The 26,487-nt window shown below is 60.5% G+C and carries 20 protein-coding genes; 16 read left to right on the plus strand and 4 right to left on the minus strand.

Annotated elements, in window-relative coordinates; genetic code table 11:
• Window positions 1-3 precede the first annotated feature (3 nt).
• The 4 genes from ACYQ15_RS16305 to serS all read right to left on the minus strand — a co-directional run bounded on the left by ACYQ15_RS16305 (window position 4) and on the right by serS (window position 3,806).
• Complete coding sequence (locus ACYQ15_RS16305; protein ID WP_459938561.1) at window positions 4-195, minus strand: hypothetical protein; 192 nt, start codon at window positions 193-195, stop codon at window positions 4-6.
• Between the two features lie 14 nt (window positions 196-209).
• Window positions 210-1,166: a cation diffusion facilitator family transporter gene (locus ACYQ15_RS16310; protein WP_459938562.1), complete on the minus strand. Its 957-nt coding sequence runs from the start codon at window positions 1,164-1,166 to the stop codon at window positions 210-212.
• A 74-nt stretch (window positions 1,167-1,240) separates the two neighbouring features.
• The gene (locus ACYQ15_RS16315; RefSeq protein ID WP_459938563.1) at window positions 1,241-2,431 is read right to left on the minus strand and encodes an ABC transporter ATP-binding protein; all 1,191 of its coding nucleotides are present in this window, start codon (window positions 2,429-2,431) and stop codon (window positions 1,241-1,243) included.
• 97 nt (window positions 2,432-2,528) lie between these two features.
• Window positions 2,529-3,806, minus strand: coding sequence for a serine--tRNA ligase (gene serS / locus ACYQ15_RS16320; RefSeq protein ID WP_459938564.1), 1,278 nt, complete (start codon window positions 3,804-3,806; stop codon window positions 2,529-2,531).
• 116 nt (window positions 3,807-3,922) lie between these two features.
• Here serS and ACYQ15_RS16325 point away from each other — a divergent pair, with 116 nt between their 5' ends.
• The 16 genes from ACYQ15_RS16325 (at window position 3,923) to ACYQ15_RS16400 (ending at window position 26,384) form a co-directional block, all read left to right on the plus strand.
• The gene (locus ACYQ15_RS16325; RefSeq protein WP_459938565.1) at window positions 3,923-5,218 is read left to right on the plus strand and encodes a glycosyltransferase family 9 protein; all 1,296 of its coding nucleotides are present in this window, start codon (window positions 3,923-3,925) and stop codon (window positions 5,216-5,218) included.
• A complete protein-coding gene (locus tag ACYQ15_RS16330) occupies window positions 5,215-6,495 on the plus strand; it encodes a CgeB family protein (protein ID WP_459938566.1) in 1,281 nt (426 codons plus the stop codon). The genes ACYQ15_RS16325 and ACYQ15_RS16330 overlap by 4 nt, the downstream gene beginning before the upstream one ends.
• Window positions 6,496-6,678: 183 nt before the next feature.
• On the plus strand, window positions 6,679-8,274 hold the full coding sequence (gene tssA / locus ACYQ15_RS16335) for a type VI secretion system protein TssA (protein WP_459938567.1): 1,596 nt from the start codon (window positions 6,679-6,681) through the stop codon (window positions 8,272-8,274).
• 1,169 nt (window positions 8,275-9,443) lie between these two features.
• Window positions 9,444-9,929, plus strand: a complete 486-nt coding sequence (gene tssB, locus ACYQ15_RS16340; RefSeq protein WP_459938568.1) for a type VI secretion system contractile sheath small subunit — start codon at window positions 9,444-9,446, stop codon at window positions 9,927-9,929.
• 11 nt (window positions 9,930-9,940) lie between these two features.
• On the plus strand, window positions 9,941-11,422 hold the full coding sequence (gene tssC, locus ACYQ15_RS16345; protein ID WP_459938569.1) for a type VI secretion system contractile sheath large subunit: 1,482 nt from the start codon (window positions 9,941-9,943) through the stop codon (window positions 11,420-11,422).
• 37 nt (window positions 11,423-11,459) lie between these two features.
• Window positions 11,460-11,939 (plus strand): Hcp family type VI secretion system effector, encoded by a 480-nt coding sequence (locus ACYQ15_RS16350; RefSeq protein ID WP_459938570.1) that lies wholly within the window; start codon window positions 11,460-11,462, stop codon window positions 11,937-11,939.
• Between the two features lie 308 nt (window positions 11,940-12,247).
• Window positions 12,248-12,664 carry a type VI secretion system baseplate subunit TssE gene (gene tssE / locus ACYQ15_RS16355; RefSeq protein WP_459938571.1) on the plus strand — a complete coding sequence of 139 codons (417 nt, stop codon included), beginning with the start codon at window positions 12,248-12,250 and terminating at the stop codon, window positions 12,662-12,664.
• 6 nt (window positions 12,665-12,670) lie between these two features.
• Complete coding sequence (gene tssF, locus ACYQ15_RS16360) at window positions 12,671-14,401, plus strand: type VI secretion system baseplate subunit TssF (protein WP_459938572.1); 1,731 nt, start codon at window positions 12,671-12,673, stop codon at window positions 14,399-14,401.
• Window positions 14,365-15,471, plus strand: a complete 1,107-nt coding sequence (gene tssG / locus ACYQ15_RS16365; protein ID WP_459938573.1) for a type VI secretion system baseplate subunit TssG — start codon at window positions 14,365-14,367, stop codon at window positions 15,469-15,471. The genes tssF and tssG overlap by 37 nt, the downstream gene beginning before the upstream one ends.
• Entirely contained in the window at window positions 15,468-18,200 is a 2,733-nt protein-coding gene (gene tssH, locus ACYQ15_RS16370; protein ID WP_459938574.1) for a type VI secretion system ATPase TssH, read from the plus strand. Before tssG ends, tssH begins: the two co-directional genes overlap by 4 nt.
• Before the next feature lie 332 nt (window positions 18,201-18,532).
• Window positions 18,533-19,309: a hypothetical protein gene (locus ACYQ15_RS16375; protein ID WP_459938575.1), complete on the plus strand. Its 777-nt coding sequence runs from the start codon at window positions 18,533-18,535 to the stop codon at window positions 19,307-19,309.
• A gap of 15 nt (window positions 19,310-19,324) precedes the next feature.
• On the plus strand, window positions 19,325-20,035 hold the full coding sequence (locus tag ACYQ15_RS16380) for a type VI secretion lipoprotein TssJ (RefSeq protein ID WP_459938576.1): 711 nt from the start codon (window positions 19,325-19,327) through the stop codon (window positions 20,033-20,035).
• Window positions 20,035-21,432 carry a type VI secretion system baseplate subunit TssK gene (gene tssK, locus ACYQ15_RS16385; RefSeq protein WP_459938577.1) on the plus strand — a complete coding sequence of 466 codons (1,398 nt, stop codon included), beginning with the start codon at window positions 20,035-20,037 and terminating at the stop codon, window positions 21,430-21,432. The genes ACYQ15_RS16380 and tssK overlap by 1 nt, the downstream gene beginning before the upstream one ends.
• A 7-nt stretch (window positions 21,433-21,439) precedes the next feature.
• Window positions 21,440-22,156 (plus strand): DotU family type IV/VI secretion system protein, encoded by a 717-nt coding sequence (locus ACYQ15_RS16390; RefSeq protein ID WP_459938578.1) that lies wholly within the window; start codon window positions 21,440-21,442, stop codon window positions 22,154-22,156.
• 44 nt (window positions 22,157-22,200) lie between these two features.
• Entirely contained in the window at window positions 22,201-25,704 is a 3,504-nt protein-coding gene (locus tag ACYQ15_RS16395; protein WP_459938579.1) for a type VI secretion protein IcmF/TssM N-terminal domain-containing protein, read from the plus strand.
• Entirely contained in the window at window positions 25,701-26,384 is a 684-nt protein-coding gene (locus tag ACYQ15_RS16400; RefSeq protein ID WP_459938580.1) for an AMIN domain-containing protein, read from the plus strand. The genes ACYQ15_RS16395 and ACYQ15_RS16400 overlap by 4 nt, the downstream gene beginning before the upstream one ends.
• Window positions 26,385-26,487: the final 103 nt, after the last annotated feature.

Here is a 26,487-nt window from a genome sequence, read left to right on the forward strand (position 1 = left end):
GCGTTAGCGGAAAAATCCGAGCAGGCCGAGAAAGCCGAGAAAGCCGAAGTATCCGAGCCAGCGCCACCGTCCTGGAGCCCCCCAGGCGCCAAAGGCGGCAAAGGCGGAAAAGGCACTGAACATGGGCTTGAAAAAACCGAGCAGCCCAAGAACTCCCAATACGCCGGCAAGCTGGATCATCCGTCCGAACTCCATGTCGTCCTCCGTGGTTATGAATAGTTCTTGGCTGGTTTTGCCTCCTGATCCGATCCGTCATTGGCTACGCCGCCGATGCAGTGCCCGTCCCAGGAAGAAACGTCTTCCACCGGCTCCACGTGAATGGTCAAAAAGGCATTGTCCAGCTGCGATTCAACACGTTTTTCAATGCGGTCGCACAGATCATGTGCCTCCTTCACCGTGCATTTTCCTGGAATCAGCAAATGGACGTCGATGAAGCGCTTTGAGCCGGATTTACGGGAACGCAATCCGTGAAAGGGAGCGTCCGGCGCTTGCTGTTGCAGGGCATCCTTGATGATCTGGATCTCGGCCGCGGGAAGGGTGTGGTCCATCAGGCCACACCAGGAACGGCGCAGCAGGTCGACTCCGGAACGCAAAATATTCACGGCCACGGCCATGGCGATCAGCGGATCAAGGTAAACCCATTCTTCCGGAGCCACCATGATCACCGCAACGCCCAGGATAACGGCAAAAGACGTCCAGACGTCGGTCATCAAATGCCTGGCGTCCGCTTCCAGAGCGATGCTGTCGAACTTGCGGCCGCCGTGCAACAAAAGCCGGGCCGCACCCAGATTGATCAAGGCGGCGACAGTCAGCACCACGGCGCCAAGCCCCAGGCTCATCAGGGGTTCCGGCGCGAACAGCCGTTGCAGGGCCGTGTAGAAAATCGCCACGGCTGCAATCAGGATCAGGGTGCCCTCTACGCCGCTGGCAAAGTACTCTGCCTTGTCATGCCCATAGGTATGCCGCTTGTCCGCGGGACGCGCCGCGAGGATCAGCGCTGTAAACGTGACCAGCCCTGCCGCGAGGTTGATCACGGATTCGGCGGCATCGGAAAAGATGCCCACGGAGCCGGTCATCCAGAAAGCCCAAAATTTCAGGGCCATGGTCACCAACGAGGCGGCCACGGAAACCAGGGCGTAGCGCGCGGGTGTCTTCAGTATGGTCATGGATGATTTGTAAGACACAAGGGGCTGGCTGTCTAATGGATCAGGAAATCTTCGATGCGTATCTGGCGGCGATTCTATTCGGCGTGTTCCGGCTCCAGCTTCCAGGTCGTGTTCAGGTGCACCAGGCCCGGAGACTCGCTGGCATCGCGAATGATGAAGGGGTACCAGTCCTCGCGGCGGTGGAATTGGACGGTATGGTCCCAGGAGTGGATGGCCAGAGAGAGAAAGAAATTGCCGCGTTTGAGGGTCAGCGGGGCAATGCGCAGGCGCATCACGCCGCGGCCCTCGATGAACTCCAAAGATGTTTTGGCGATCTGGGTGTTGGAGCCGAAAACGTAGATTCCGTTGCCCGTCTTGATGTTGAAGCCGAAAACCGGCATCTCGATCCGTTTCCTGGCATGGTAATGAACTTCCACGATCATTTCCTGCCCTGCCTCGAAAATGTTCGTCTCCTTGCCGGATTCATCCAGGAGCAGGGTTTCCTCGATCTCCACGTCCTTGGTGCCGTGTTCCTCCACGTTGAGCATGCCGATGCGCACCATGTACGACTTCAGATAACTCAAAATCACCGTTGATGGATCGCCCTGGTCCAGCAAGCGGCCGTCATGGATCAGCATGACCTCGTCGCAGAACTCGCCCACGGTTTCCAGGGCGTGGGAAACCAGAAACAGGGTCTTGCCCTTTTTCTGGAACTGCCGGACCCGGTCCAGGCATTTCATCTGGAACGCCGCGTCACCCACGGCCAGAACCTCGTCGATGAGCAGGATGTCCGGATCCATCTCCACGGCTACGGCAAATCCCAGCCGCACGTACATGCCGCTGGAGTAATGCTTCACCGGCGTATCGATGAAGTCCCTCAGGCCCGCGAAATCCACGATGTGGTCGAAGCGTTTCAGGACATAGTCCCGGGGAATGCCCAGAATGGATGCGTTCAGGAACACGTTTTCCCGCCCGGAAAGATCAGGGTGAAAACCCGCGCCCAGTTCCAGCAGGGACGAGATTCGGCCATGGGTGCGTATTTCGCCCTCGGTGGGCGTAATGGTCCCGGCCACGAGGCCGAGCAGCGTGCTTTTTCCTGAGCCGTTGGGGCCGACCACGCCCACGGTCATGCCCTTGCGCACCTTGAAGTTCAGGCCCCGCAGAGCCCAGAATTCCTGCCTCGAACCGCCCTTGAAGGCTCCGGCAAGGGTGCTGAACAACGTCTGTTGCCCGATGCTCTGGACATAGTAGCGCTTCCCCACGTTTTCCGCTTCGATGGCATACATGTTTTCAGTTCACACCTTTGCTGTTGCAATTGCCTGGTGCCGCAGGAGGCTTACTGGGGCCGCGCCCGCCGCGCCCGTCGTGCCCTGGGGGCGGCAATCATCGAGGCTCCACGACTTCCTTCCCGTCCATGAAGGGCCGCAACACCTTTGGGATGACCAGACTGCCGTCCTTTTGCTGACAATTTTCCAGAATGGCCACCACGGTTCGTCCCACGGCCAGTCCCGAGCCGTTCAACGTGTGCACGAAGAGATTCTTTCCGCCGCCGGCGGGCTTGAACCGGATGTTCGCGCGCCGGGCCTGGAAGTCTTCAAAGTTGGAACAGGAGGAGATTTCCCGAAAGGCATTCTGGCCGGGCAGCCAGACTTCGATGTCGTAGGTCTTGGCCGCCGCAAAACCCATATCACCGGTGCACAGGGTGATCACCCTGTACGGCAGCTCCAGGAGCTGGAGGATGGCCTCGGCGTGTCCGAGGAGCAGTTCCAACTGGTCGTAGGAGGAATCGGGATGGGTGAACCGGACCAGCTCGACCTTGTTGAACTGATGCTGCCGGATCAGCCCTTTGGTGTCCTTGCCGTAGGAACCGGCCTCGGAGCGGAAGCAGGGCGTGTAGGCGGCATAGGCCAGGGGCAGGTCGTGCTCGCCGAGGATTTCGCTCCGGTGGATATTGGTCAGGGGAACCTCGGCCGTGGGAATCAGGAAGTAGTCGGTCTCCTCCAGCTTGAAGAGATCGTCGGCGAATTTGGGCAGCTGGCCGGTACCGGTCATGCTGTCCCTGTTCACGATGAACGGCGGCAGGACTTCCAGGTAGTCATGGCGCCGGGTATGCTGATCCAGCATGAAGTTGATCAGTGCCCGCTCCAACCTGGCGGCCCAGCCGGTCATCAGGGCAAACCTGGCTCCGGTGACTTTCGCGGCCCGCTCAAAATCCAGCCCCTGCAGGCGTGTGCCCAGTTCCCAGTGCTCCAGGGGGGCAAAATCCGGCGTAGCCGGCTCGCCCCAGGTGCGCAGAACGGGATTATCGGCTTCGCTGCGTCCGAAAGGAACGGTTTCGTGCGGCAGGTTGGGCACGCTGAGCAGCCAGTCCTGGACTTGCTGCTCCAGGGATTTCAGTTCGGTATCCAGAGACTTGATCCTCTGAGACAGCTCGGAAAGTTCGTCCATCAGAGCGGACGCGTCTTCCTTGGCCCGCTTGCGCTTGGCCACCTCGGCGGAAGCCTGGTTGCGCCGCGCCTTGCCTGTTTCCACTTCCTGCAGCAATGAGCGGTGCCGCTCCTCCATGGCCAGAAAAGCATCCAGGTCGATATCGGCCCCGCGATCCTCCAGGGCCTTGCGTACGCGTTCCGAAGACTGACGAATAAATTTCGCGTCAAGCATGGCAATCCTCTGTCCTTGAATTTGTCGTAAAGTTGTGCGTCTACCACCCCGTCCCCCATGCCGCAACTCCGGAACAAGCTCGACTTTCTGCGGTAATGGCGTTAGGCGAAAAACACATGCAGGCTGCCCGCTGCATCAAGACCCTGAGGCGGGCACTCAACAGGCAGGCTCTCGACCAAACACGATTCATCATGAACAGATATCTGGTCATTCAACTGGCCCGGTTCGGGGACATCGTTCAGACGAAGCGGCTGATCCGGGGGTTGTGCGCGGACCAGGAGAATGAGGTGCATTTGGCCGTGGATGCAGGTCTGGCCGATTTGGCCGGGCTGCTTTATCCCGATGTCCGGATTCACGGTCTGCCGGTGCATGGTTCCCGGTTCGATCCGCACGTTCTGCTCCGCACCTGCAGGACGATCTTCGCGGATTGGAAAGGTGCTGATTTTCACCGTGTCTTCAATTGCAACCATGGCGGATGCAACCATGTCCTGGCCGGGCTTTTCGCTCCGGAGCAGGTCATCGGCTATCACTGGCACCATGGGCAGACCCTTCGTGGGCCTTGGCCGGAGACGGTTTTCCGGTTGAGTGCCAACCGGCTCGCCAATCCCTTGAATCTGATGGACTACTGGGGCCACTTTCTTCAGCCTGCCCTGGCGCCGGAACTGGTGAATCCTCCTGCCCGGCCCAGGGGCGGCGGTCTGGGCGTGGTCATGGCCGGGCGGCATGCCCGGCGCAGTCTGCCCATTCCCGTGCTTGGCCGTCTTGTGCAGGCGGCCGCGGCCGGATCGGACGGACCGATCCATCTGCTGGGAACACAGGTCGAGCATTCAGCCGCCAGACAGCTTCGGAACCATCTCTCCACGACGACCCAAAGCCGGCTGAAGGATCTCACAGGCAAGACGAACTGGGCGGCCTTGTGCGATGTTGTCCAGGGGCTGGACCTCCTGCTGACTCCGGATACGGGAACGATGCACCTTGCGGCGCACCTGGGAATCCCGGTCACGGCCTTTTTTCTTTCTTCGGCCTGGTGTTTCGAAACAGGCCCCTACGGCGAGGGTCACCATGTCTGGCAGGCCGTGGAATCCTGTGCCCCCTGCCTGGAGTCGGAGAACTGTCCGCGTGCCACGGCCTGTATCCAGCCGTTCGCGGACAAAGCGGTATTGGCCCGTCTCAGCGGAGATGATCGTCGGCCGCTTCCCGAGGCGCTCTGCCTGCTGCGGACAGGGCTGGACGACTTCGGGGTTGAATTCAATATCCTCGCGGGTGAGCTGCCTGAACAGGGGCCGCGTCTGGGCAGGCGGGAACTGCTCCGGTCCCACTGTTTGCGGATGCCGCCGCGCAACCCGGCCCTGGAACAGGAATCCGCCTTCGCCTTGTATCACGAAACCGACTGGATGATCGACAAGACATGAGCCATTCCCTGCGTATTCTCACGGTTCTCCCCATGTACGGCGGCTCCCTGCCCATTGGCCGCTACTGCGCCCAGGCCCTGAAGGAGCTTGGCCATATCGTGGAAATCTTCGACGCGCCGGCCTTTCACGGCGCCTTTGTGGCCTTGAAGGATCAGCGCATTGCCACGGAACGACTGATATCCCTGGAAAACAGCTTTCTGCAGGTCGTGGCCCAGACCATCCTGGCCAAGGTGGAATCGTTCCAGCCGGACCTGGTCCTGGCCCTGGCCCAGGCGCCGTTGAGCCGCCAGGCTTTGCAGCGCCTGCGCCGGGACAAGGTGCCCACGGCCATGTGGTTCGTGGAGGACTTTCAGGTGTTTCCCTACTGGAAGGCCTTTGCCCGGCATTACGACTTTTTCGCGGTCATTCAAAAGGCGTCGTTTCTGGATATGCTCGCGGAGCTGGGGCAGGAAAATGCGCTGTATTTGCCCTTGGCCGCGGATCCGAATTTCCATCGACCTCTGGAACTCTCCGCCGTGGAGCAGCGTCGTTACGGCGCGGACATTTCCTTTCTGGGCGCCGGATATCCGAACCGTTTGGCCGCTTTCCGGCAGTTCCTGTCCCTGGATTTCAAGATCTGGGGCAACGACTGGCCTGCTCACGGCGCGCTGACCCCGCTCCTGCAGCGCCCGGGAGAGCGCATCAGCGCCGAGGAAGCGGTCAAAATATTCAATGCCTCCAGGATCAATCTCAATCTGCACTCCAGCGTGAAGGTGGAGCCCATGGTCTCCGGTGGCGACTTCGTCAATCCCCGGACCTTTGAGCTGGCCTCCTGCCAGGCTTTTCAGCTGGTGGACCGCCGTTCCCTGCTGGGCGAGCTGTTCACGGACGGGGAGGTGGCCGTGTTCGAGGACATGGAGGGGCTGCACGCCGCGGTGCATCATTATCTTGCCCGCCCGGAGGAGCGGCTGGAAATGAGCCGCAGAGCCAGGGAACGGGTGCTGCGGGAACATACCTATCAGCACCGGATGGAGACCTTGCTGGCCTTCATCCGCGAACGCGGGGCGCTCGAGGAAGCGGCAGCCGAGACGGACCTGAATGATTCCGCCTTGTCGGAGCTTTCCCCGGACCTAAGCCAGGATATTCTGCAACTGCTCCAGTCTCTCGAGCTGCGGTCATCGGTCAGCTTTCCCGACCTGATCTGGGCCATTCGCCAACGCAGCGGCACCCTCAGCGAACTGGAAACCGCCCTGCTGTTTCTGGACGAGTGGCGCAAGCAATATGTTGGGAAGGGATAGTCTCAGCCAGAACGACTGGATGCAAGGCGCCGTCCGCAATGCTTCGATGAACGAATCCTGGCTCAGTCAGACAGGCGATGCCGAAAAATCGAGACAATCCGGAACAATCCAAATCTTGTTGCGAGATATGCTGAGTTGTTACCCTCGGACAATAATTTGCAAAACACCGTCAGGAGCAATGGTATGCATCTGGAGGAGCTAGGTCGAGAACCTGTTTCCAACGAATCTCCCGCTGGGCAGGATGCCCGTTACGATCCGGACTATGCCCAGCTTCAGGGTGAGATTGATAAATTGAATTCCGTGACAAATATCGCGGATGTGAATTGGAAACGGGTTGTGGATTTGGGGTCAGGCATCCTGGCTGCCAAGTCCAAGGATTTGCTGGTTGCCGTATATACGTGCGTGGGGCTGACGCACGACGCCGGGCTGGAGGGGTTGGCCTCCGGGACACAGTTCTTGCGGAACATGGTCGACACCTTTTGGGAAGATGCATTTCCTCCCAAAAACCGCCTGCGGGGCAGGATGAACGCATTTTCCTGGTGGCAGGAAAAAACCGTTGTCTGGGTAAAGAAGCTGCCCTCCGACCAGGCCGTGCCCCGTGAGCTGCACCAGCGGATCATTGAGAACGTGCAGGCTCTTGACCAGGTTCTTGGTCAGGTCATGCCGGACCTGCCGCCCATGCGGGATCTGCTGAACGCCCTGAACCGTTTACCTGTGGAACGTTCGCCCCGGAGCGACCCGCAGGAAATGGAACAACAGGGCAACTTGTCCGAGAAAACGGATCAGTCGGATGATCACAATACCGTGCAGAAGAAGCAGCCGACGGAACAGGGCCGGTCTGAAACTGCGCCGGCAGGATCTGAACGCGGAATCTTGCCGGAGAATGTCAATGCCGCCCGCAAGGTTTTGATCGAAGCAGCAGTCAATTTCGCCATCCTGGGGCGGGCTGAAAATCTTGCTGATCCTTGGGTCTGGAAAGCAACCCGTATGGCAGCCTGGATCAATTTGAAGGCCCTGCCCCCGGCCCAGGGCGGGCTGACCATGATCCCCGCACCGGACACGATCATCAAGACTGCGCTCCACAAACAGCTCAGCGACGGCAAACTGCGTGAAGCCGCCATGCAGGCGGAAAGCCATTTTCCCGGCTCCATTTTTTGGCTGGATTTGCAGTGCATTATTGCCAAGGCCCTGGCCGGTCTTGGCGATGAATTCGCAGCGGCCGCGGATGTCGTCCGCGGTGAGACGCAGGCGTTGGTGCAGCGCTTCCGGGGGCTGGAGCAGTTCTGTTTTGCCGACGGAACGCCGTTTGCCGACCCGGAGACCCGAGCCTGGATTAATTCACTTGCGACGCAAGGTCATCATGGCCCTGAGCAGGCCGGCGAGACCTCAAGACAGGACGGGCTTGTGCAAACGGCTCGTGAGCAGGCTGAATCCCGATTTGTCAAAAAAGATGAAGCCGGAGCGCTGGATGTGCTCTCCAAAGCCAGGGAAACTACGCGCAACGGTCCTGTCGCAATGCGTTTGCGCATGCTTCAGGTAGCATTCATGTGCCGAGCCGGCAGGTTTGCCTTGGCCACTGCCCTGGCGGAGGAACTGCTGGGGGAAATCGAGATTCGGGGGCTGGAAACCTGGGATCCGGTTCTGGCAGTCCAGGCGCTCCAGGGCTGTCAGGAGGCCTTTGTCGGACTCGGTGGGGAAAAAAATCTGACCATATCCCGGGAATTGACCGCCCGCATCGCCCGTTTGCATCCTTCCGCGGCTTTGAATCTTCCCGCATGACATGTTTTGAGATGTTCAAGGCAGTAAACCAAAAAGATCGGGCGACGAGGTTTCTTGCGCAAGGATTCCCGTCGACGCGGAGTTTCGTGGCCAAGCTGCGGGGGCCATGCTCCAGGCGGAATTTGCCCTGAGTGCGTTAGACCGTTGCCGCACTGGGGTGCGGCGCTCCCGGGTTTTATCCCATAGACTGCCACAAGTTTTTGAGCAGTTACTCAAGGCATCCTCAACTACTCGAACATTCATGCAAGGGTAAAATCCAGGAATATCTGGATATCCGGCATCGCCTTCGCTGTGTGAAATCATCGACTCGTTTCATGATCCAACTCGGATATGTGCTGCCTATGTGCATCTAAAGCATTGATGAGCCGCGACAATGCAGAATTGCGCCACCCGGCATGCAAAAGCCGTCCCGGACGGCACGGCAACCGGCCTCTTTCGGTCAAACCTTTCTGCCTTATAAGCCGGTACCTTGCAGCCATATCCCTCTCAATCTCCCCAATCAAAAGATCATTCTTTCAGCCAAAACTTGTGTGACTGATTGCTGGTATGGCAATTATTTTCAGCTGACCTCCTGAAACACTGAGGTTTGGGTCTCACTATTTGTATCGACATCTAACCGAGCCTTGGATCTTCATCAAGCCTTTGCCAAAGCAAGGGGCAAAGTTTGTTGTTTATTTTGCTCATGGTTTTGATGTAGCGAGGCAGGCGAGGGCGTTTCGATCCGGCCAGAAGAGCGTATCCCATCGTCAGAACATATCAACCCTATGAATATTGGCGGTTTTGTTGACTTCTCGTTTTGCGAAGCGTAATGGTTTATGAAGATTTGCCAATGTATATTCGCATCAAATTCGTGTGCCGCAATGAAGAAAGTTGTCGCTGCATCTATAACGAGGCAGGCAGGCGGGCATTGCTGACCCGCTGACGTTGCAGGGCATGAAATGGTCCGTCTTGTTCTGATTTGACATCCCTTGCCTGACAAAAATTGTTCATCGAATTTGCATAAATCTGAAGCACCAAATGCTGCACTTTTTCACGCAAGAGACCGGTGACTCGAAATCCGTAGATACAGCAAATTCAAAAATCAGGGCAAACCGCAATCGCGGATGAGGAGTAGCACGGCATAAACTGTTTGAAGATATCGCTCATTCTCAGCGACGAGGAGGTCTGAAATGCCAAAGGAAGGATCCATAGCTCCGAAGGAGCGGGTGAACATCGTCTATCGCCCAGCCACGGGAGATGCCAAGGAAGAGGTGGAATTGCCTCTCAAGATGGTCATTCTGGGCGATTTTACCCAAAAAGCCGACGATCGGATGCTGGAGGATCGCAACCCGATATCCATCGACAAGGACAATTTCAATGATGTCCTCAAGGGCCAGGGGTTGGAACTGACCTTGAACGTGCCCAACAAGCTTTCCGGCCAGGACGATGACCAGATGGCCGTGAACCTGAAGTTCGACAGCATGAAGGATTTCGAACCGGACGCCATCGTCCGGAAGATTCCTGAACTGGCCAGGCTCATGGAATTGCGCGAGGCCTTGAAGGCGCTCAAGGGCCCGCTGGCCAACGTCCCGGATTTCCGCAAAAAGGTCCAGGAGATGGTCAAGGATGAAGGGGCGCGTGCCAGATTGCTCAAGGAACTGGGAATCGAGGAGTAAGGAGAAAAGTCATGGCTGAAGAACAGGTTCAAGCGCAGCAGGCCGAAGCCGCGCAGACCCCCGGGGAGGTCAACCTCCTGGATGAAATTGTCGAAGCTTCCAAGGTCAAACCCACGGACGAGGGCTACTCCCTGACCAAGACCGGACTGCAGGCTTTTTTGCGCCAAATAGTTGAGCGCAATACCGATGCCAAGATTTCCGGGGCGCTGGTGGATAACATGATCTCCGAGATCGACCAGAAGCTCTCGGCCCAGGTCAACGCGGTGATGCACGACGGGCAGTTTCAGCAACTGGAAAGTTCCTGGCGTTCCCTGAAATTTTTGGTGGACCGCACGGATTTCCGCCAGAACATCAAGCTGGAATTCATCAACGTGTCCAAGGAGGACTTGTTGTCGGATTTCGAGGATGCTCCTGAAGTGGTCAAATCCGGATTGTACAAGCAGGTCTACACCGCGGAATACGGGCAATTCGGAGGGCAGCCCATCGGGGCCATGGTGGCCAATTACGAATTCGGTCCAGGCCCGCAGGACGTATCCCTGCTCCAGTATGTCGCCTCGGTTTCGGCCATGGCCCACGCCCCGTTCATTGCCGCGGCGGGCAAGGATTTTTTCGGCATCGACACCTGGGAGCAACTTCCCAACCTCAAGGATCTGCACTCCATTTTCGAGATGCCCCAATACACCAAGTGGCGTTCCTTCCGGGAATCCGAGGATGCGCGCTACGTGGGGCTGACCCTGCCCAAGTTCCTGCTGCGCCTGCCCTACTCGCCGACCACGGTTCCGGCCAAATCCTTCACATTCAAGGAACAGGCCGAGGAGAACGAGCATTTCTGCTGGGGGAACACGGCTTTTGCCTTTGCCTCCCGGCTCACGGACAGCTTTGCCAAGTACCGCTGGTGCGCGAACATCATCGGCCCCCAGGGCGGCGGCGAGGTGGACAACCTGCCTCTGTACCAGTTCGAGGCCATGGGTCAGACCCAGACCAAGATCCCGACCCAGGTCCTGATTTCCGAACGCCGGGAATACGAACTGGCCGAAGAGGGCTTTATCGCCCTGACCATGCGCAAGGGTTCGGACAATGCCTCATTTTTTTCCGCCAATTCAGCCCAGGCCGCCAAGACTTTTCCGGACACCCCGGAGGGCAAGGCCGCGGAACTGAACTTCAAGCTCTCCACCCAGCTGCCCTACATGATGGTCATGAACCGTCTGGCCCACTACATCAAGGTGATCCAACGCGAGAACATCGGCACCTGGAAGGAGCGCGTGGATCTGGAGCGGGAGCTGAACAAATGGATCAGCCAATATGTCACGGAAATGGACAACCCCGATCCCACCACCCGCAGCAAGCGGCCCTTGCGCATGGCCCAGGTCGAGGTCCTGGACGTGGCCGGTGACCCCGGCTGGTATTCGGTCAGCCTGAAAGCCAGACCCCACTTCAAATATATGGGCGCCAGCTTCACTCTTTCCCTGGTCGGCAAATTGGATAAGGAATAATAATCCTGATTAACTCGTTCAACCGGAGGTCGGAACCATGGCAATGACGGCTTACATGGCGGTAAAGGGCAATTCCCAAGGGGAAATCAAGGGCGACTGCGCCCAGGGCGGGGACAAAAAGGACAAGATTCTGGTGTACGGCTCGGATCACCTGGTGGAGATCCCCAAGGACACCCATACCGGCCTGCCCACGGGACAGCGCATCCATCACCCCTTCACCATCACCAAGCACAAGGACCAGGCTTCCCCCAAGCTGTTCATGGCCTGCTGCACCGGCGAACAGTGCGAGGTGACCCTGGACTACTACCGGATCAAGGACGACGGAACCGAGGAAAAATTCTACACCATCAAGATGGAGTCGGCGATCATCGTCAGCATGAGAGAGCACACCCCGCTGACCTTTCTCCCGGAAAACAAGCCCTATCACGACATGGAGGAGGTCTCCATGACCTATTCCAAGATCACCTGGACATACAACGACGGCAACATCGAGTACGCGGACGACTGGAAGAAGTAGTCTGACTGCCGACGCAGTCCCCTGTTCCTGGCCGTGGAGGGCACGAAGAGCGGAGACATGACTCTTCGTGCCCGTTCAAGTTTCGATGGGTTGAGGATCATGGGGCAAAGTTGAGTAACTATTCAGTACATGTTGTGCGATCTGCCTCCGACATCGGGGTCGGTGTCGGGGTCGGAATCGGTTCGAAAAATGTTGAGAAGATCTACACATGGCTCTGCCTGCGATACCGACCCCGACTCTGATACCATTCGCAGGGCGGCAGCATGCTGACCAGTTACCATAGGTCTTACTGAACCCATTGAGGAGCGATGCGCGAGAAACGACTTCTGGAACGCTTGCGGGCCATTGAACAGGACCCGGACTGGCGCGGCGAGACGGATCCGAAAATCGCCATCTCTTCGGTTCTGGATCACATGGCCAAGATCCTGAATACGCGGCAGGGCAGCGCACTTATTGCCGCGGACTACGGCGTGCCAGACTTCTCCAGCATTGCCAGCTCCTTTGGCACGGACTCCCTGCCCGAAATCGAGGACGCCATCGGCAAGGTCATCGGCAAATATGAACCACGCCTGGTGAATGTGAAAGTGAATTTCGAGCCGCGACCGGACAGGCCGTTCATGATCGCCTTCAAGCTGACGGCCAGGGTTCGGGTGGAAGACAAGGAAATGCCCGTGGTTTTCGAGACCGTGCTCAATCCGGACGGTCATATCACGGTTCAGGAGTAGCCTGAATTGATCGAGAAATACTACCAGAGGGAGCTGTCCAATCTGCGCGACCTGGCATCGGAGTTCGCCAAGGCTCATCCGGCCCTGGCCCCCATGCTTTCCGGCCAGTCCGCCGATCCGGACGCCGAGCGCCTCCTGGAAGGGACTGCCTTTCTCTCGGGTCTGATTTATGAAAAACTGGACGATGATTTTCCGGAAATCGTCCACGGCCTGATCCAGCTCATTTTTCCGCATTATTTGCGGCCTATTCCCTCGGCCACCCTGATCCGCTTCACACCCAAACGCAGCTTGCGCGAAGGCATCGTGGTTCCCAAGGGAACCGCCGTGGATTCCGTGGAATCCGAAGGCACGCGCTGCACCTTCACCACCAGTTACGATGTGCGGCTTTATCCGCTGTCCGTGGCTTCGGTCAATTTTTCAGCTCCCGGCGGCGGCCAGGGCAGACTGCGGATCGACCTGACCCTGAGCGGCATGGACCTTGGTTCCTTCAAGACCGATACCCTGCGCTTTCATCTGGCCGGCGTTTATGCCGAAGCCTCCCGGCGCAATTGGCTGCTTTTCACCCGCCTGCGGGACGTCCGTCTGGTTGCCGCGGACGGAAGGGTTGTCCAGCTGGGACGCCGTTGCGTGACCCCGGTGGGCTTCGGCGAAAGCGAATCCCTGATCCCCTTTCCGGCCCGTTCTTTTCCGGGATATCGCATCCTGCAGGAATATTTCCTTTTGCCCGAAAAATTCCTGTTTTTTGACGTCAACGGCCTGGACCAGTGGCGCAATCGCGGGACGGACTCCGGGTTTGCCCTGGAATTCGATTTCGCCGACCTGCCCCAGGACATTCCGCCCATGCGCGGGGAGCATTTTCAGCTTTTCGTCACCCCGGCCCTGAACCTCTTCCCGCATCATGCCGACCCGATTCTCCTGGACCACAAGCGGGCCGACTACCCCATTCGCGCCAGCGGCGAGAACCCCCGGCACTATCAGATTTACGGCGTGAACAAAGTCACTGGGTTCGTGCAGGGCACGGTCCAGGAACGCGAGTACCTGCCCTTTGAGCTGTTCAACCCGCAAGTGGAGGCGACTCCCGTCTATGCCGTGCACCATCGCCTCTCTCCCCTGGACGGCAAGGCCGAACTGCACCTTTCCGTGGCCTATCCCGGCAGCGACAAGAAACTGAGCCTGGAGACCCTGTCCCTGGACATTCTCTGCACCAATGCCTCGCTCCCGGAAACCCTACGCGTGGGCGACGTGCGCATGCCCACCGAATCCTCCACGGAACTGGCGGAATTCGCCAATATCCGTTCACCCACCGCACCTGTCCAGCCGCCCCTGGGCAAGAACCTGCTCTGGCGGCTTCTTTCGCACCTGTTTCTGAATTATCTCTCCGTGGCCACGGCGGAGAATCTGCGTTCGGTTCTAAAACTCTACATTTTCACGGAAACCCGGGACCGGGCCAGCGTGCTGGCCAACGCCCAGCGGGTGGAGGGCATCGTGGGCATGGACCTGCGGGCTTCGGACCGCTTCGTTCAGGGGTATCTGCTGCGCGGGCAGGATATCCGGGTCCAGCTGGACAGGCAGGGCTTTACCGGGGAGGGCGACATGTACCTGTTCGGCTCGGTTCTGGATGTTTTTCTGGGCAATTACGCGGCCATCAACGCCTATACCCGGCTGACCGTGGACGATTCGTTGCGCAAGGAGCAGTTTTCATGGCCGATTCGCCTGGGCGACAGAATCCTCCTGTAGGCAAAACAACCCGGTCGCATCGGGAACAGCTTTCCGTACTGGAGGAGCTGTTCCGGAATCCGCGGAGTTTTTCCTTTCTGCAGGCCGTGCGCCTGCTGCGCCAGGCCCATGGGAATCGCGGCGCCGCGGGTGCGCGCACCTTCATGCGCGAACAGCTCCGGGTCCGGCCCTATCTCTCCCTGGGTTTCCCGCCCACGGATCTGGTGGAGATCAAGGAGTTGGCGTCGCAAACGGATCAGCATGGCAACCCGCTGCACCGGTTCCAGGTCACGGCCACCTTTCTGGGATTGTACGGCCCGTCCTCGCCATTGCCCACGTTCTACACCGAAGAGCTGCTGGATGAACAAGGCGAGGACAAAAGCGTCAGCCGGGACTTTCTGGACATCCTGAACCATGGCTTTTTCGCCCTTTTTGCCCTGGCTGACGCCCACTACAATCTCTGCCATCAGGCCTGCGAGGAAGGCGACGAGGATATCCTGCTGCGTCTCTATGCCCTGGTGGGGCTTGGCCATCAGGAGATGCTGGACGCCTCGTTCCGCCAGCCCGGATCATTGCTGCGGGCCACAGGGCTGCTGACCCAGTTTCCCCGTTCCGCCGCGGGATTGCGCGGCGTACTGGCGGACCGGATCGGTGCACCGGTCCGGGTTCTGTCCTGTCAACCCCGCGTGGCCGGAGTTCCCGCCGATCAGCAGTGCCGACTCGGCCGGGAAGCCAACGCCCTGGGTCTCAATGCCTGGCTGGGCAGCCAGGTCGGGGACGCCATGGGCAAGATTCGGATCATCATCGGTCCCGTGGACGGAGCAACCTTCGCCCGCTTCATTCCAGGCAGGACAGACCATGACGAACTGCTCAAGCTGGTCCGTTTCTACTGCACCCAGCCCCTGGAATTCGACCTGGAATTCGTTCTGGCCCCGGAGGAGGCCCTGCCCGGACGCCTGGGCGAGGAGCAGTGGTCCCGGCTGGGGTGCGACGTATGGCTGACCTCGCGGCCGCTGTCTCAGGGCCGGGCTGTTTTTCCCGAGCGCAGACGCATCTGGGATGACCATCAACAAAGGAGCATCGTGCTATGATCGGCGTGGACATGAAAGCTCTTCTGGGAAAGTGCAACAGCTTCTGCACGCAGGCTCTGCACACGGCCGCCGGCTTGACCGTGAACCGCACCCACTATGAAGTCACCGTGGAGCACCTGCTGCTGTCCTGCATGGAAGATCAGGGCGCGGACATTCCCTTGGCCCTGGCCCGCTACAATGTGGACATGGGTCGGCTGAAGGCGGCCATCAACGATGCCATGGAAGACTTTCGGGCCGGCAACTCCTCCCGGCCGGTATTTTCTCCGTTGCTGATGGAACTGCTGGAGGCGGCCTGGCTCGTGGCCTCGGTGGATCTGGGCCTGACCCGGATACGCTCGGGCGCCGTGCTGCTGGCCTTTCTGGGCAAGCCCGCCCTGTATGCCCAGGGTGGATACACGGACCAGATCGGGCAGATCAACCGGGAGGAGATGCGCAGGAGTTTCTGGGATCTGGCCAAAATTTCCACGGAAAGCGATGGTCCCGGCGAATCCGCGAAAACCTCTGGGGACGCCGTGCGCGGTCCCGGCGGCACCGGGGAAAGCTTTATCGCCAAGTTCTGTGAAGATTTCACGGCCAAGGCCGTTTCGGGCAAAATCGACGCGGTTTTCGGCAGGGATGCGGAAATCCGACAGATCGTGGACATTCTGGCCAGGCGGCGCAAGAACAACCCGATTCTGGTGGGCGAACCCGGGGTGGGCAAGACCGCGGTCATCGAGGGGCTGGCGCTGCGCATTACCCAGGGGGACGTGCCCGAGGTCCTGGAGGGCGTCACCCTGCTGGGCCTGGACATAGGACTGCTCGAAGCCGGCGCCGGGATGAAGGGCGAATTCGAACGTCGCCTGAAAGGGGTGCTGGACGAGATCAAGTCCAGCGAAAAGCCCATTGTCCTGTTCATCGACGAAGCCCATACCCTGGTTGGCGCCGGCGGCACGGCCGGAGGCTCGGACGCGGCCAACCTGCTCAAGCCGGCCCTGGCCCGGGGGGAGATCAAGACCTGCGCCGCCACAACCTGGAAGGAATACAAGAAGTATTTCGAGAAGGATCCGGCCCTGGCCCGTCGGTTTCAACTGGTCAAACTGGACGAGCCCAGCGTGACCACCACGGCCCTGATTCTGCGGGGGATCCGTGATTCCTACGAAGCGGCCCATCGCGTGGTCATCCGGGATGACGCCATGGAATGCGCGGCGGAATTCTCCAACCGCTACATCACCGGGCGCTTCTTGCCGGATAAGGCCATTGACCTGATGGACACCGCCTGTGCCCGGGTCAAGGTCAGCCTGTCCTCCAAACCCGGCGAGCTGGAGGACAAGGAGCGGTCCATCCAGGCCGCCCAGCGCGAAAAAAAGGCCCTGGAGCGGGACCTGACCAACGGCGCTCCGGTGGACATGGACCGGATTCAGGAGCTGGAACAAACAATTGACGCATTGAGCGCCCAGGCCGAAGAACTGCGTGCCGCCTGGCAGGTGGAACTGACGGCGGCCAGAGCCCTGATCGACGCCCGCACGGCTTTGAATGAAGGCGCGTCAGTGCAGGGCGACAAAGCCGGAGCACCGGATAGGACGGATACGACTCATGGGACGGATTCGTCCCATGAGTCCCATTCCTCCCATGTGACACCCCCACAAGAAACCGCGAACCAGGATACCTTGCGCACGGCCCTGGTCGAAGCCCAGGCCGAATATGACGCGGCCCGGGTGGGCGATGGTCTGGTGTCCATCGAGGTGACTCCGGACGTGGTGGCCAAGGTGGTCAGCGACTGGACCGGCATTCCCGTGGGCAAGGTGGCCCGGGAGCAGGCGGCTGTTGTCGCGGATTTGGAGCAGCGCATGGGCCGGCGGATCAAGGGCCAGGACGCGGCCCTGCAGGCCGTGGCTGAGTCCATCAAGGCCGCCAAGGCCGGTCTGCGCAGCCCGGACCAGCCCGCGGGCGTTTTTTTGCTGGTCGGACCCTCCGGCGTGGGCAAGACCGAGACCGGTCTGGCTCTGGCCGATGTCCTCTTTGGGGACGAAAAGAGTGTGGTCACCATCAACATGAGCGAATTCCAGGAAAAACACACGGTCTCCAGGTTGATCGGCTCCCCGCCGGGCTACGTGGGCTTTGGCGAAGGCGGCATGCTCAGCGAGGCAGTGCGCCAGCGCCCCTATTCCGTGGTCCTGCTGGACGAGGTGGAAAAGGCCCACCTGGACGTGATGAACCTGTTCTACCAGGTCTTCGACAAGGGGCTGCTCACGGACGGGGAGGGCAAGGAGATCAGCTTCCGGAACACGGTGATCATGCTCACCTCGAACCTGGGCTCGGACGTGATCCAGGAAATGACCAGGGACGATACGGCACTGGAACTGGACACCCTGCTTTCCGCGATACGGCCCATCCTTTCGGAGCACTTCAAGCCGGCACTGCTGGCCAGGATGTCCATTGTGCCCTACCGGAGCCTGTCCGGCGAAGCCATGCAGCGCATCGCCAAACTCAAGCTGGACGCCCTGGTCCGGCGGCTGCAGGTCAACAACAAGATGACCATGACCTACACGGACCTCGTGCCGGAGCAGATCGCGGCCCGCTGCATCGAGGTGGAAACCGGGGCCAGGAACATCGAGTACATCCTTTCCGGAACCATCCTGCCGCGGATGTCCCAGGAAATACTTGGACATATGACCGATGGGGGCATGCCCCGGTCCATGGCCCTGGACGTGGCCCAGGACGGCACATTCGCCATGACCTTCGCGGATTGACGCAATGCGTTCAAATCGCATCCATGCGCCCAAGTGGTCTTTTGGCCGCGGGACCTCCGGCCTTGACCGCGGCGCGGCCGGCAATCAATGCCTCGGCGCATCATCAGGACCAACCGCTGGCCGGACCGGTTTCCAGGCTTCATTGAATTGTAACTACTCAGCTCATCCGAGAATAATCGAACTGGATACCGGCCTTCGCCGGTATGACTTAAATTGGAAAGGACTTGGTGTGATACGTCATTCCGGCGAAAGCCGGAATCCAGCTCTGGCGAGTGACCACTGAGTTGTGTTGAATAGTTACATTGAATTTTGAATAGTCACCAGGAGAATGCATGAAAAAAAGCGTCTGGATCACCATTCTGGAAAAGAACGAGGGGCTGGGACGGATGATTTTCGAGGAGACGGCCAGGTACGGCCTGAATCCGGGCGGCCATTTCTGGGAGGACGACCTGGCCAGGCAGGCCTGGGCCGGGGCCGTGCCGGAGCTGGCCAAGGACGAATGCAGGGTCTGGCTGATCGTGGGCCAGGCCGCCAGTTTTGCCGAGCCCACGATCCGGCGGGGCCTGGCCCTGCTGGCCCTGGCGGCCCAGACCGCCCACGGGCACGGTTTTCCGATCCTGCTTTCACCCTCCGGGGGCAAGGTTGAGGCAGGGGACCTGCCCACCCCGCTGCGCGGGGCCGAGGTGGTTCAGAGCGGCCTGGGCGTAAAGGCCGTGGCCCGGGCCAACGCCAAACCCGCGGAGCCGGCTCTGGACTACCGCCTGACCGTCCATCCGTTGCCTGGCCTGGGCCTCTGGTTCGAGGTCGGCCCGGGACGTGATCCCTGGAAGGGAGCTTTTCTGGGATGCATGGGCGACCAGGACGCCGTACCGGACGCCCATGGCGTGGGTCTGGCCGGAGCCATCCCCCGGAATTCCACCCTGAACTACCCGGTGCAAGGCATGAAAATGGCCCTGGCCGACAGGGAGGCCACGGCCTGGGGCGTTCACAACGAACTCTCCCCGGCCGAATCCTACTATGTCCGCGTCGCCGGCACTCCTGACGGCCTGGTCTTCGGTCCGTTCCCGGACCAGGACGCCGCCGACGTCTTTACTGTGTCTCTGGTTTGAGGCAGGGTGCCGGATATGCGTACAGACGTGAAAAGGACGTGGTGTAATGAAGTTCACGGTTCACGGTTCAAGGTTGTTCAGATGGGACAGCGAGAAACATTGGCCGCACCTCGCGATGCTTCCTCTTCAGCTTCCAGCCTTCAGCTTTCAGCCCTTATTCTCCTGCTGCTGTTCGCCCTCACCGCCTGTCACGGATATCCCCCTCCGGGGGCGAAACAGCCCCCCAAGCCCTGGGAAACGCCGCAGAACGCGGCCAGTCCGGACCAGGTCAAATGGACCTACCTGCCCGGCGGGTTGACCATGAACCTCAAGGCGGACAGGAATCTGAACCTCTTTGAGGGTTTTTCCCACAACATCCTGCTGTGCACCTACCAGATGAGCGCTCCGGCCGCGTTCCAGGAACTGGCGGCCAATGTCGGCGGAATCCGTAAACTGCTGGAGTGCGCCCGTTTCGACCAGACCGTGGTCCACGTGGAGCGGCGGTTCATCAGCCCCGGCCAGGAATCCAGCTTTGTCCTGGATCGGGCCGAGGGGGCGCGGCATGTGGGGCTGGTCGCCGGCTACTTCGACCTTCAGCCCGGTCTTGTCACGACCATGTACACGTTTCCGGTCACCACCGCCCGGGCCGGGATCTGGCCATGGTCCTCCAATGTGTACAATCCGGGAACATTGACCATGGACATTCTGCTGGGCCCTAATTCCATCCAGCGCATGGGGGTCGAATAATGGGCAATGGTCCCATCTACTGGCATCAGGGCCTCTTTTTGCAGCCCCAGCATTTCCAGATCCTGAATCGCCAGTTCGGGGACACGCTGGCCCCCCTGCTCGACAGTTTGACCCCGTACTTCTGGGGGTTGGCCGAGGGCAGCGTGAACGAGGCCGCACTGGTCGGAGGACGTCTGGAATTGAACCAGGTCAAGGCCCTGTTTCCTTCCACGGCGGAAATGATCGTTTATCCCGGCAATGCCGTGTGCGCGGGCCGCCAGCTCCCGCTGGAAGCCATCCCGGTGGACGGCGCCCTGACCGTCTATCTGGGCATCCGGGCCCTGAAGCCGGGCGAGCCCAATGTCACCGTGGCCGAAACCCAGGCTCAGATGGCCGCGGCGCCGACCCGCCTGGCCGTGCCCGTGGAACCGGAAAATGTTCCGGACAGCTACAGCGACGGGCCATCGGCCCAGGTCCGTCGAATGGCCTATGTCGTGAACCTGGTCTATGAGCACGAACTGTCCCAGGCCGGTGATCTGGACTTGCTGCCCGTGGCCCGTCTGGTCCGTGACGGCGACATGGCCGTGCTGGATCGATCCTTTGTTCCGCCCTGCCTCACGCTTTCCGGCTCCCCGGCCCTGTCCGCCCTGCTCAAGGAGCTGCGGGACAGGGTGCTGGGCAAGGCTCGCCAGTTGGAAGGGTACAAGAATCTTTCCGCCGGAAGCGGAGCCTCCCCGGATTTCACCCTGCTGCTGATGGCCCTGCGCTCCCTGTCCCGTTTCACCGCCAGACTGGACCATGCCGTGGAAACCACCTGTCTCTCGCCCTGGATCGCCTACGGCATTTTGCGTGAACTGGTGGCCGAACTTTCGGTGTTTTCCCTGGACATCAGCGCCCTGGGCGAAAACTGGCACGACGAGAAGCTGGTCCCCGACTATGCGCACACTGATCTGGGTTTTTGTTTTCGCGGAATCCGGGATCTGATCGTCAACCTGCTGGAAGGCATTTCAGCGGGGCCGCGTTTCGTGACCCATTTCAATTTCCGCGATCCCTACTGGACCGCGGATATTCCGAACCAGATCCTGGCCGAAACCCGGACCTCCGGCGGCGAATTCTGGCTGGTGCTCCATTCCAGCTCCGCCAGTGCGCAAGCCATGCGCGATTCCGCCTCCAGGATGCTCAAGCTTTCCGCCACCAGCGGCATGAGTTCGCTGCTGGTCCGGGCCCTGCCGGGCATCCCTCTGGCTGCATCGGATAGCCCGCCGGCTGGAATGCCCAGGCGGCAGGGGGCGATCTATTTCCGCATCGGCCGGGAAAGCCCGCTGTGGGGGGAAGTCGAAAAGAACGGCAGCATGGCTTTGCACTGGCCGGAGGCCCCGGAAGATCTGGACGCCCAACTGGCCGTGCTGACAAGGTAGGCGCTTCGTGGCCCTGATCGACGACTTTCTCCCTGCCCTGGCCTTCGCGGCCATGCTCGGTTCGGAGACCAATCTGGCGGAAACGCCCTACGCCACGGCCCGAGCCGATATGGATCGCTTGTTGCGCCAAGGCATGGACCGGGCCGGTCGTCGTGATCCGGTCCTGGCGGAGCAGGCCCTGTTCGCGGTCTGCGCGTTTGCCGACGAGGCTGTCCTGTCCTCGGCCTGGCCTGGACGCACGGAGTGGATGCGCGACAAGCTGCAACAGCGTCACTTCCACACGGTCAATGCCGGGGAGGAGTTCTATCAAAGGCTGGCCGGCCTGTGCGGCAAGCCGACTCGGGAGCCGCTGGACATGTCGTTGTTTGAAAACATCGAACAGAACCCGAAATCAGCGGGGAGAGACGTCCTGGAGGTCTATGTGGCCTGCCTGACTCTGGGCTTCACCGGTCGGTATTACGGGCCGGAAGGCCAAGCCAAACTCGAAGAACTGACCCGGACCAACCTGGATCAGCTTCAGGGCGAGCGGCATTCCCCGGCGGAGAGGCTTTTTCCGGAAGCCTACGCCAAAGGCGCACCCAGGGACCGCTCCTCCCGGCTTTCCTCCGGCCTGCAAACCGTCATCCTGTTCCTGGCTCCCGGAGTTCTGGCCCTGGGAATATACATCGCCTATGCGTCCATGCTCTCCAACTTTGTCACCGACTGGCTGAGGCTGCTGGGGTGAGAGAGATCTTACCCCATGCCCCTGAACACTCCTGAGCGCTCGACATGACCAGACTGTTGTTCACCGCGTTGAAGATTTTTCTGCTTCTGGCCCTGGCCGCGGCCGTGGGCTTCGGGGCGTTGCTGCTCGCGGACCATATGCAATGGCCGCGGTGGATCGTGGGCGTGGCCGTGAGCGGGGTGTTTTTCGCGGTGGTGCTGGTCCTGTTTTTGCGCCGCTACTACTACCGCAGGAGGGAGGAAAAGTTCGTCAAGCGGGTGGTGGATCAGGATCAGGCTTCCATTCAGGCCGCTCCGGCCCATGAACGCCGCCGGCTCCAGGAGCTTCAGGATCGCTGGACCGCGGCCGTGCAGACACTGCGCTCATCCCGGCTGCGCCACCGGGGCGACCCGCTGTACACCCTGCCCTGGTTCATGGTCTTCGGCGAGACCGGTTCCGGGAAATCCACGGCCGTCTCCCATGCCCGACTGACCTCGATCCTCACGGACGTCGGCCCCACCAGGGGCATTGCCAGCACCAGGAACTGCGACTGGTGGTTCTTCGAGAACGCCGTGGTCCTGGACACGGCCGGTCGCTATGCCGTGCCCCTGGAGGAAGAAGACCGGGAGGAGTGGGAACGGTTTCTGACCTTGATGGCCAAGTACCGGCGCAAGGAACCGCTCAACGGGCTGATCGTCACCCTGCCGGCGGACCGGCTTCTGGCCGATGACGAGGACGCCCTGGTCGCCTACGGGCGGTCCATCCGGATGCGCCTGGACCAGTTGATGCGGGTGCTGGGGGCCAAGTTTCCGGTGTACGTGCTGGTGACCAAGCTGGACCTGGTCATGGGCATGACCGCCTTGGCCGAGCTGCTTCCGGAGAGTCAGCGCGGCCAGGCCATGGGGCTGCTCAATGACATTGAAAAGCGGGCTCCCGAAGAATTCCTGGATGAGGCCACGGCGCATATTGCCCGCAGGCTCAAGGATCTGCGGCTGCTGCTGGCCGGCGGCGCCGGGGCTTCCGGAGGCCGGGCCGCGCTGTTCCCGGATGAATTCGAACGGCTGACGCCTCAGATTCGGGCATTCATCCAGGGCGCGTTCCATGAAAATCCCTATCAGGAGACCCCGTTTTTCCGCGGGCTGTTCATCTCCAGCGGCCGGCAGTCCGGCCTGACCCGCTCCGGCGTGCTGGGAGCCCTGGAAAGCTTCAAGGATCGCCAGTGGCGGCTGCCGGACACGGGCCTGGGTCTTTTTCTGCACGATTTTTTCTCGGCCATCCTGCCCAAGGACCGCTTCGGCTTCCGGATGCTGGGGGAGTACATGTCCTGGCGCACGGCCACCACCAACCTGGCCCTGGGGGCGTGGATGCTCCTGCTGCTCACGTTCATCGGCCTGTCCAGCCTGTCCTACGTCCAGATCCGCCAAGCCATGCAGCCCGTGCACGAGGCCTTTCCCCAGGCTCCGCCCATGGGCGCTGACCTGGCTCAGGACATGGTCTCCGTTGGGTTGATGCGGGATCGGATTGCCGGGATGCAGCATGACCTGCACACCGGAATTTGGCCGAAAATGGGCTTTTACCAGGGGCAGTCGGCCCTGACGAGGCTGAAAAATACCTACAACGCCTGGTTTCGCGACTACATCCTCACGCCCACGGACGAGGCCATGGGCCAGAAATTCGTCAACCTGGGCATCCACGATCAGGAAGAGATCCTTGCCCCGTACCTGGAGTACCTGGTCTGGCGGATCGACACCCTCAAGGCACGGGAGGCCGGCCGCCCCCGCACGGACCAGCCTGGACAGGACGGCCCGATCCAGGCCCTGGCCCTGGCCTTTGGCGGTCGACTGCCCTATGTGGCCGCCTTTTTCCCGGACATGTACCGTTCCTACGCCGTCTGGGAGGGAGACGTGGGCATCCTGAGCCGGGAGCGCCGGGAAATGCAGATGTGGGCCAACCGGATCATCGAGATCGAGGGCCAGGATCTGCATTGGCTGGTGGACTGGGCCGCCTCCCGGCCCAACCTGCATGACGTGACCCTGAACGATTTCTGGGCCGGCCTGGGGCAGGTCCCTGGAGAACCGTGGGTCTCCAGGGCGTTCACCCGCAGGGGCGTACAGGAAATCCAGAAGCTCCTGGAACAGGTCGCCCTGACGTCCGCGGATCCGGAGGCCTTCAGCAAGCGCAAGCAGGCTTTCTGGAAGTGGTACGCCAAACAGTTCGACCTCCAGTGGGATGAGATCGTGAATCATTTCGACCTGGGCATGGATAAGCTGGTGACCCGGGACGACTGGCTGAAAACCAGCGCCGGCATGGCCACCCTGGACAATCCGTATTTCAACCTGATCTGGCGGTTGCGGGACGAATACTCGGCCATCAGAAACGTGCTCTACGAACCCGAGGTCGTCGAAATGACTGAACGGAACTACCGGGAAATCGAGTTCCTGGTGGAGAACTACCGGGCCAAACAGATGGGAACCAGCCTGGACGCGCGCATTTCCGAGAAAATCAGGCAGCTTGAAGCCCGGGTGTTCAACCTGGAGGACAGCCTAGCCGCGGTGGAGCATTTCCAGACGTACATGGAGCAACTCAAGGCCCTGCAGCAGATCAGCACCTCCACGGAGGTGGCCTTCCGTTTCGCCTCCCAGGAATTCGGCATGGACGGCAACGTGCAATCTCCGGTGGATCTCGCCCTGGCCGCGGCGGACACCATCTCCCACTTGCTGGTCAAAGGCAGGTCCGCGGAAAACGTTGAATTCTGGAACATAGTGAAGGGACCGCTGTATTTTCTGGTTACCATGATCATCTACGAAACGGCCTGCGCCGTGAACGAGCTTTGGGAATCCCAGGTGCTGGCCGAGACCGTGAACATCCCCGCGCGGGAACTCTGGCCCACTTTGTTCGGGGATAAAGGCGTGGTTCCGGCATTTCTGGCCGGAACGGCCAGGCCCTATCTGCGGCGGACCCAGGACGGCTGGGGCCCTTCGACCTGGCTGAACATCCCCTTCCCGTTTCGACACGATTTCCTGACGTTTTTGGACCAGGGCTCGGTTCGGCGCCAACAGCTCCAGCCCAAATACATCGTGCCCGTCACCACCCTGCCCACCAATGTGAACGTTGAAGCCAAGAGCGAACCCTACCAGACCACTTTGACCCTGCAATGCGCGGCCCAGCCCCAGACCCTGGACAACTTCAACTTCCCGAACTCGCTGGATTTCGTATGGGAACCGGCCACCTGCGACGACGTGAACCTGCGGATCTATTTCCGCGAGGCCACGCTGTCCCGGACCTGGCCCGGGGAATGGGGATTCCGCGATTTTCTGCGCGACTTCCGGGCCGGGCGCAAGGTGTACACCCCGGATGATTTCCCGCAACAGAAAAGTATCCTGGAGGGGCTCGGCGTGCAGCGGATCCAGGTCAACTACTCCATGCAGAACGTGGATCCGGTCCTGGCCATTACGGACTATCCGCCGCTGACGGTTCCAAGGCAGGCCGCCCATTGCTGGGCCGGTCTGGGCATGGGCGATTTGCGGCAGGCAACCGCTGTCCAGGCTGCACCTGGAGGAGAACAGTGAGCATCCTGCACTCCACCCGCACTTCCTGGGCGATGCTGGCGATTTTCACCGTCAGCGCCTCGATGCTGTTCCTTCTTGCCGTGGAGCAGGACATGGGGCTGATCCCCTCGGTGTTCAGGTCCGGGGGCGCCGGCACCGTGAGCCACGAAATCCGGCGGGTCATCAATCGGGGGGAAGAGCGGATCGTGGAGATGGAACACGAATTCGCGCATCGAGCGGGTGAAGCATTGGAACATGCCGGTCAACAATTACAGGAAAGGTCTGGGGTCGATACCCAGGCGGCAGAACCGCCACCGCCCGCGGCCGTCCCCGCTTCCGTGGCGCAGAAGCCGGCCGCGGACATCCCGGGCAGGGTCCTGACGCACGACTTCTCGCTGATGGACCAGGGCCTTCAGGCAACCTTCGTCACGGACCGTCCCGTTCCTGAACCCAGAATATTTTTCATCGCGGAGCCGGCCCGGTGGGTGGTGGACGTGCCCGGTTCCTGGGTGAATACGGCCCGTTACAACAACGCCATTGCCGAAGGTTTCATCAGCAGGGTCGTCCTTGGCGAGCATGAAAACTATTTGCGCGTGGTGTTCCACTTCCGGGACACGGGCCGCGCCAGGACCGCCAAGGCCCCGCAGGTCACTCGACAGGACAATGGATTTGCGATCCTTGTCGCGGCTCCGGAACGGTAATATCGGCCGCAATCGCCCGAAGCTTCGCTTATTCGAGGGTACCTACTCAGCACTTTCAGGATATAACTGGAGTGTTCCGGATTGTCTCTATTTCGGCATCGCC

This window comes from Desulfonatronum parangueonense (genome assembly GCF_054656975.1).

Coding starts and splice junctions, on each gene's coding strand:
- ACYQ15_RS16305 (WP_459938561.1), bottom strand. CDS start 195: ATGGAGTTCGGACGGATGATCCAGCTTGCCGGCGTATTGGGAGTTCTT.
- ACYQ15_RS16310 (WP_459938562.1), bottom strand. CDS start 1,166: ATGACCATACTGAAGACACCCGCGCGCTACGCCCTGGTTTCCGTGGCC.
- ACYQ15_RS16315 (WP_459938563.1), bottom strand. CDS start 2,431: ATGTATGCCATCGAAGCGGAAAACGTGGGGAAGCGCTACTATGTCCAG.
- serS (WP_459938564.1), bottom strand. CDS start 3,806: ATGCTTGACGCGAAATTTATTCGTCAGTCTTCGGAACGCGTACGCAAG.
- ACYQ15_RS16325 (WP_459938565.1), top strand. CDS start 3,923: ATGCAGGCTGCCCGCTGCATCAAGACCCTGAGGCGGGCACTCAACAGG.
- ACYQ15_RS16330 (WP_459938566.1), top strand. CDS start 5,215: ATGAGCCATTCCCTGCGTATTCTCACGGTTCTCCCCATGTACGGCGGC.
- tssA (WP_459938567.1), top strand. CDS start 6,679: ATGCATCTGGAGGAGCTAGGTCGAGAACCTGTTTCCAACGAATCTCCC.
- tssB (WP_459938568.1), top strand. CDS start 9,444: ATGCCAAAGGAAGGATCCATAGCTCCGAAGGAGCGGGTGAACATCGTC.
- tssC (WP_459938569.1), top strand. CDS start 9,941: ATGGCTGAAGAACAGGTTCAAGCGCAGCAGGCCGAAGCCGCGCAGACC.
- ACYQ15_RS16350 (WP_459938570.1), top strand. CDS start 11,460: ATGGCAATGACGGCTTACATGGCGGTAAAGGGCAATTCCCAAGGGGAA.
- tssE (WP_459938571.1), top strand. CDS start 12,248: ATGCGCGAGAAACGACTTCTGGAACGCTTGCGGGCCATTGAACAGGAC.
- tssG (WP_459938573.1), top strand. CDS start 14,365: ATGGCCGATTCGCCTGGGCGACAGAATCCTCCTGTAGGCAAAACAACC.
- tssH (WP_459938574.1), top strand. CDS start 15,468: ATGATCGGCGTGGACATGAAAGCTCTTCTGGGAAAGTGCAACAGCTTC.
- ACYQ15_RS16375 (WP_459938575.1), top strand. CDS start 18,533: ATGAAAAAAAGCGTCTGGATCACCATTCTGGAAAAGAACGAGGGGCTG.
- ACYQ15_RS16380 (WP_459938576.1), top strand. CDS start 19,325: ATGCGTACAGACGTGAAAAGGACGTGGTGTAATGAAGTTCACGGTTCA.
- tssK (WP_459938577.1), top strand. CDS start 20,035: ATGGGCAATGGTCCCATCTACTGGCATCAGGGCCTCTTTTTGCAGCCC.
- ACYQ15_RS16395 (WP_459938579.1), top strand. CDS start 22,201: ATGACCAGACTGTTGTTCACCGCGTTGAAGATTTTTCTGCTTCTGGCC.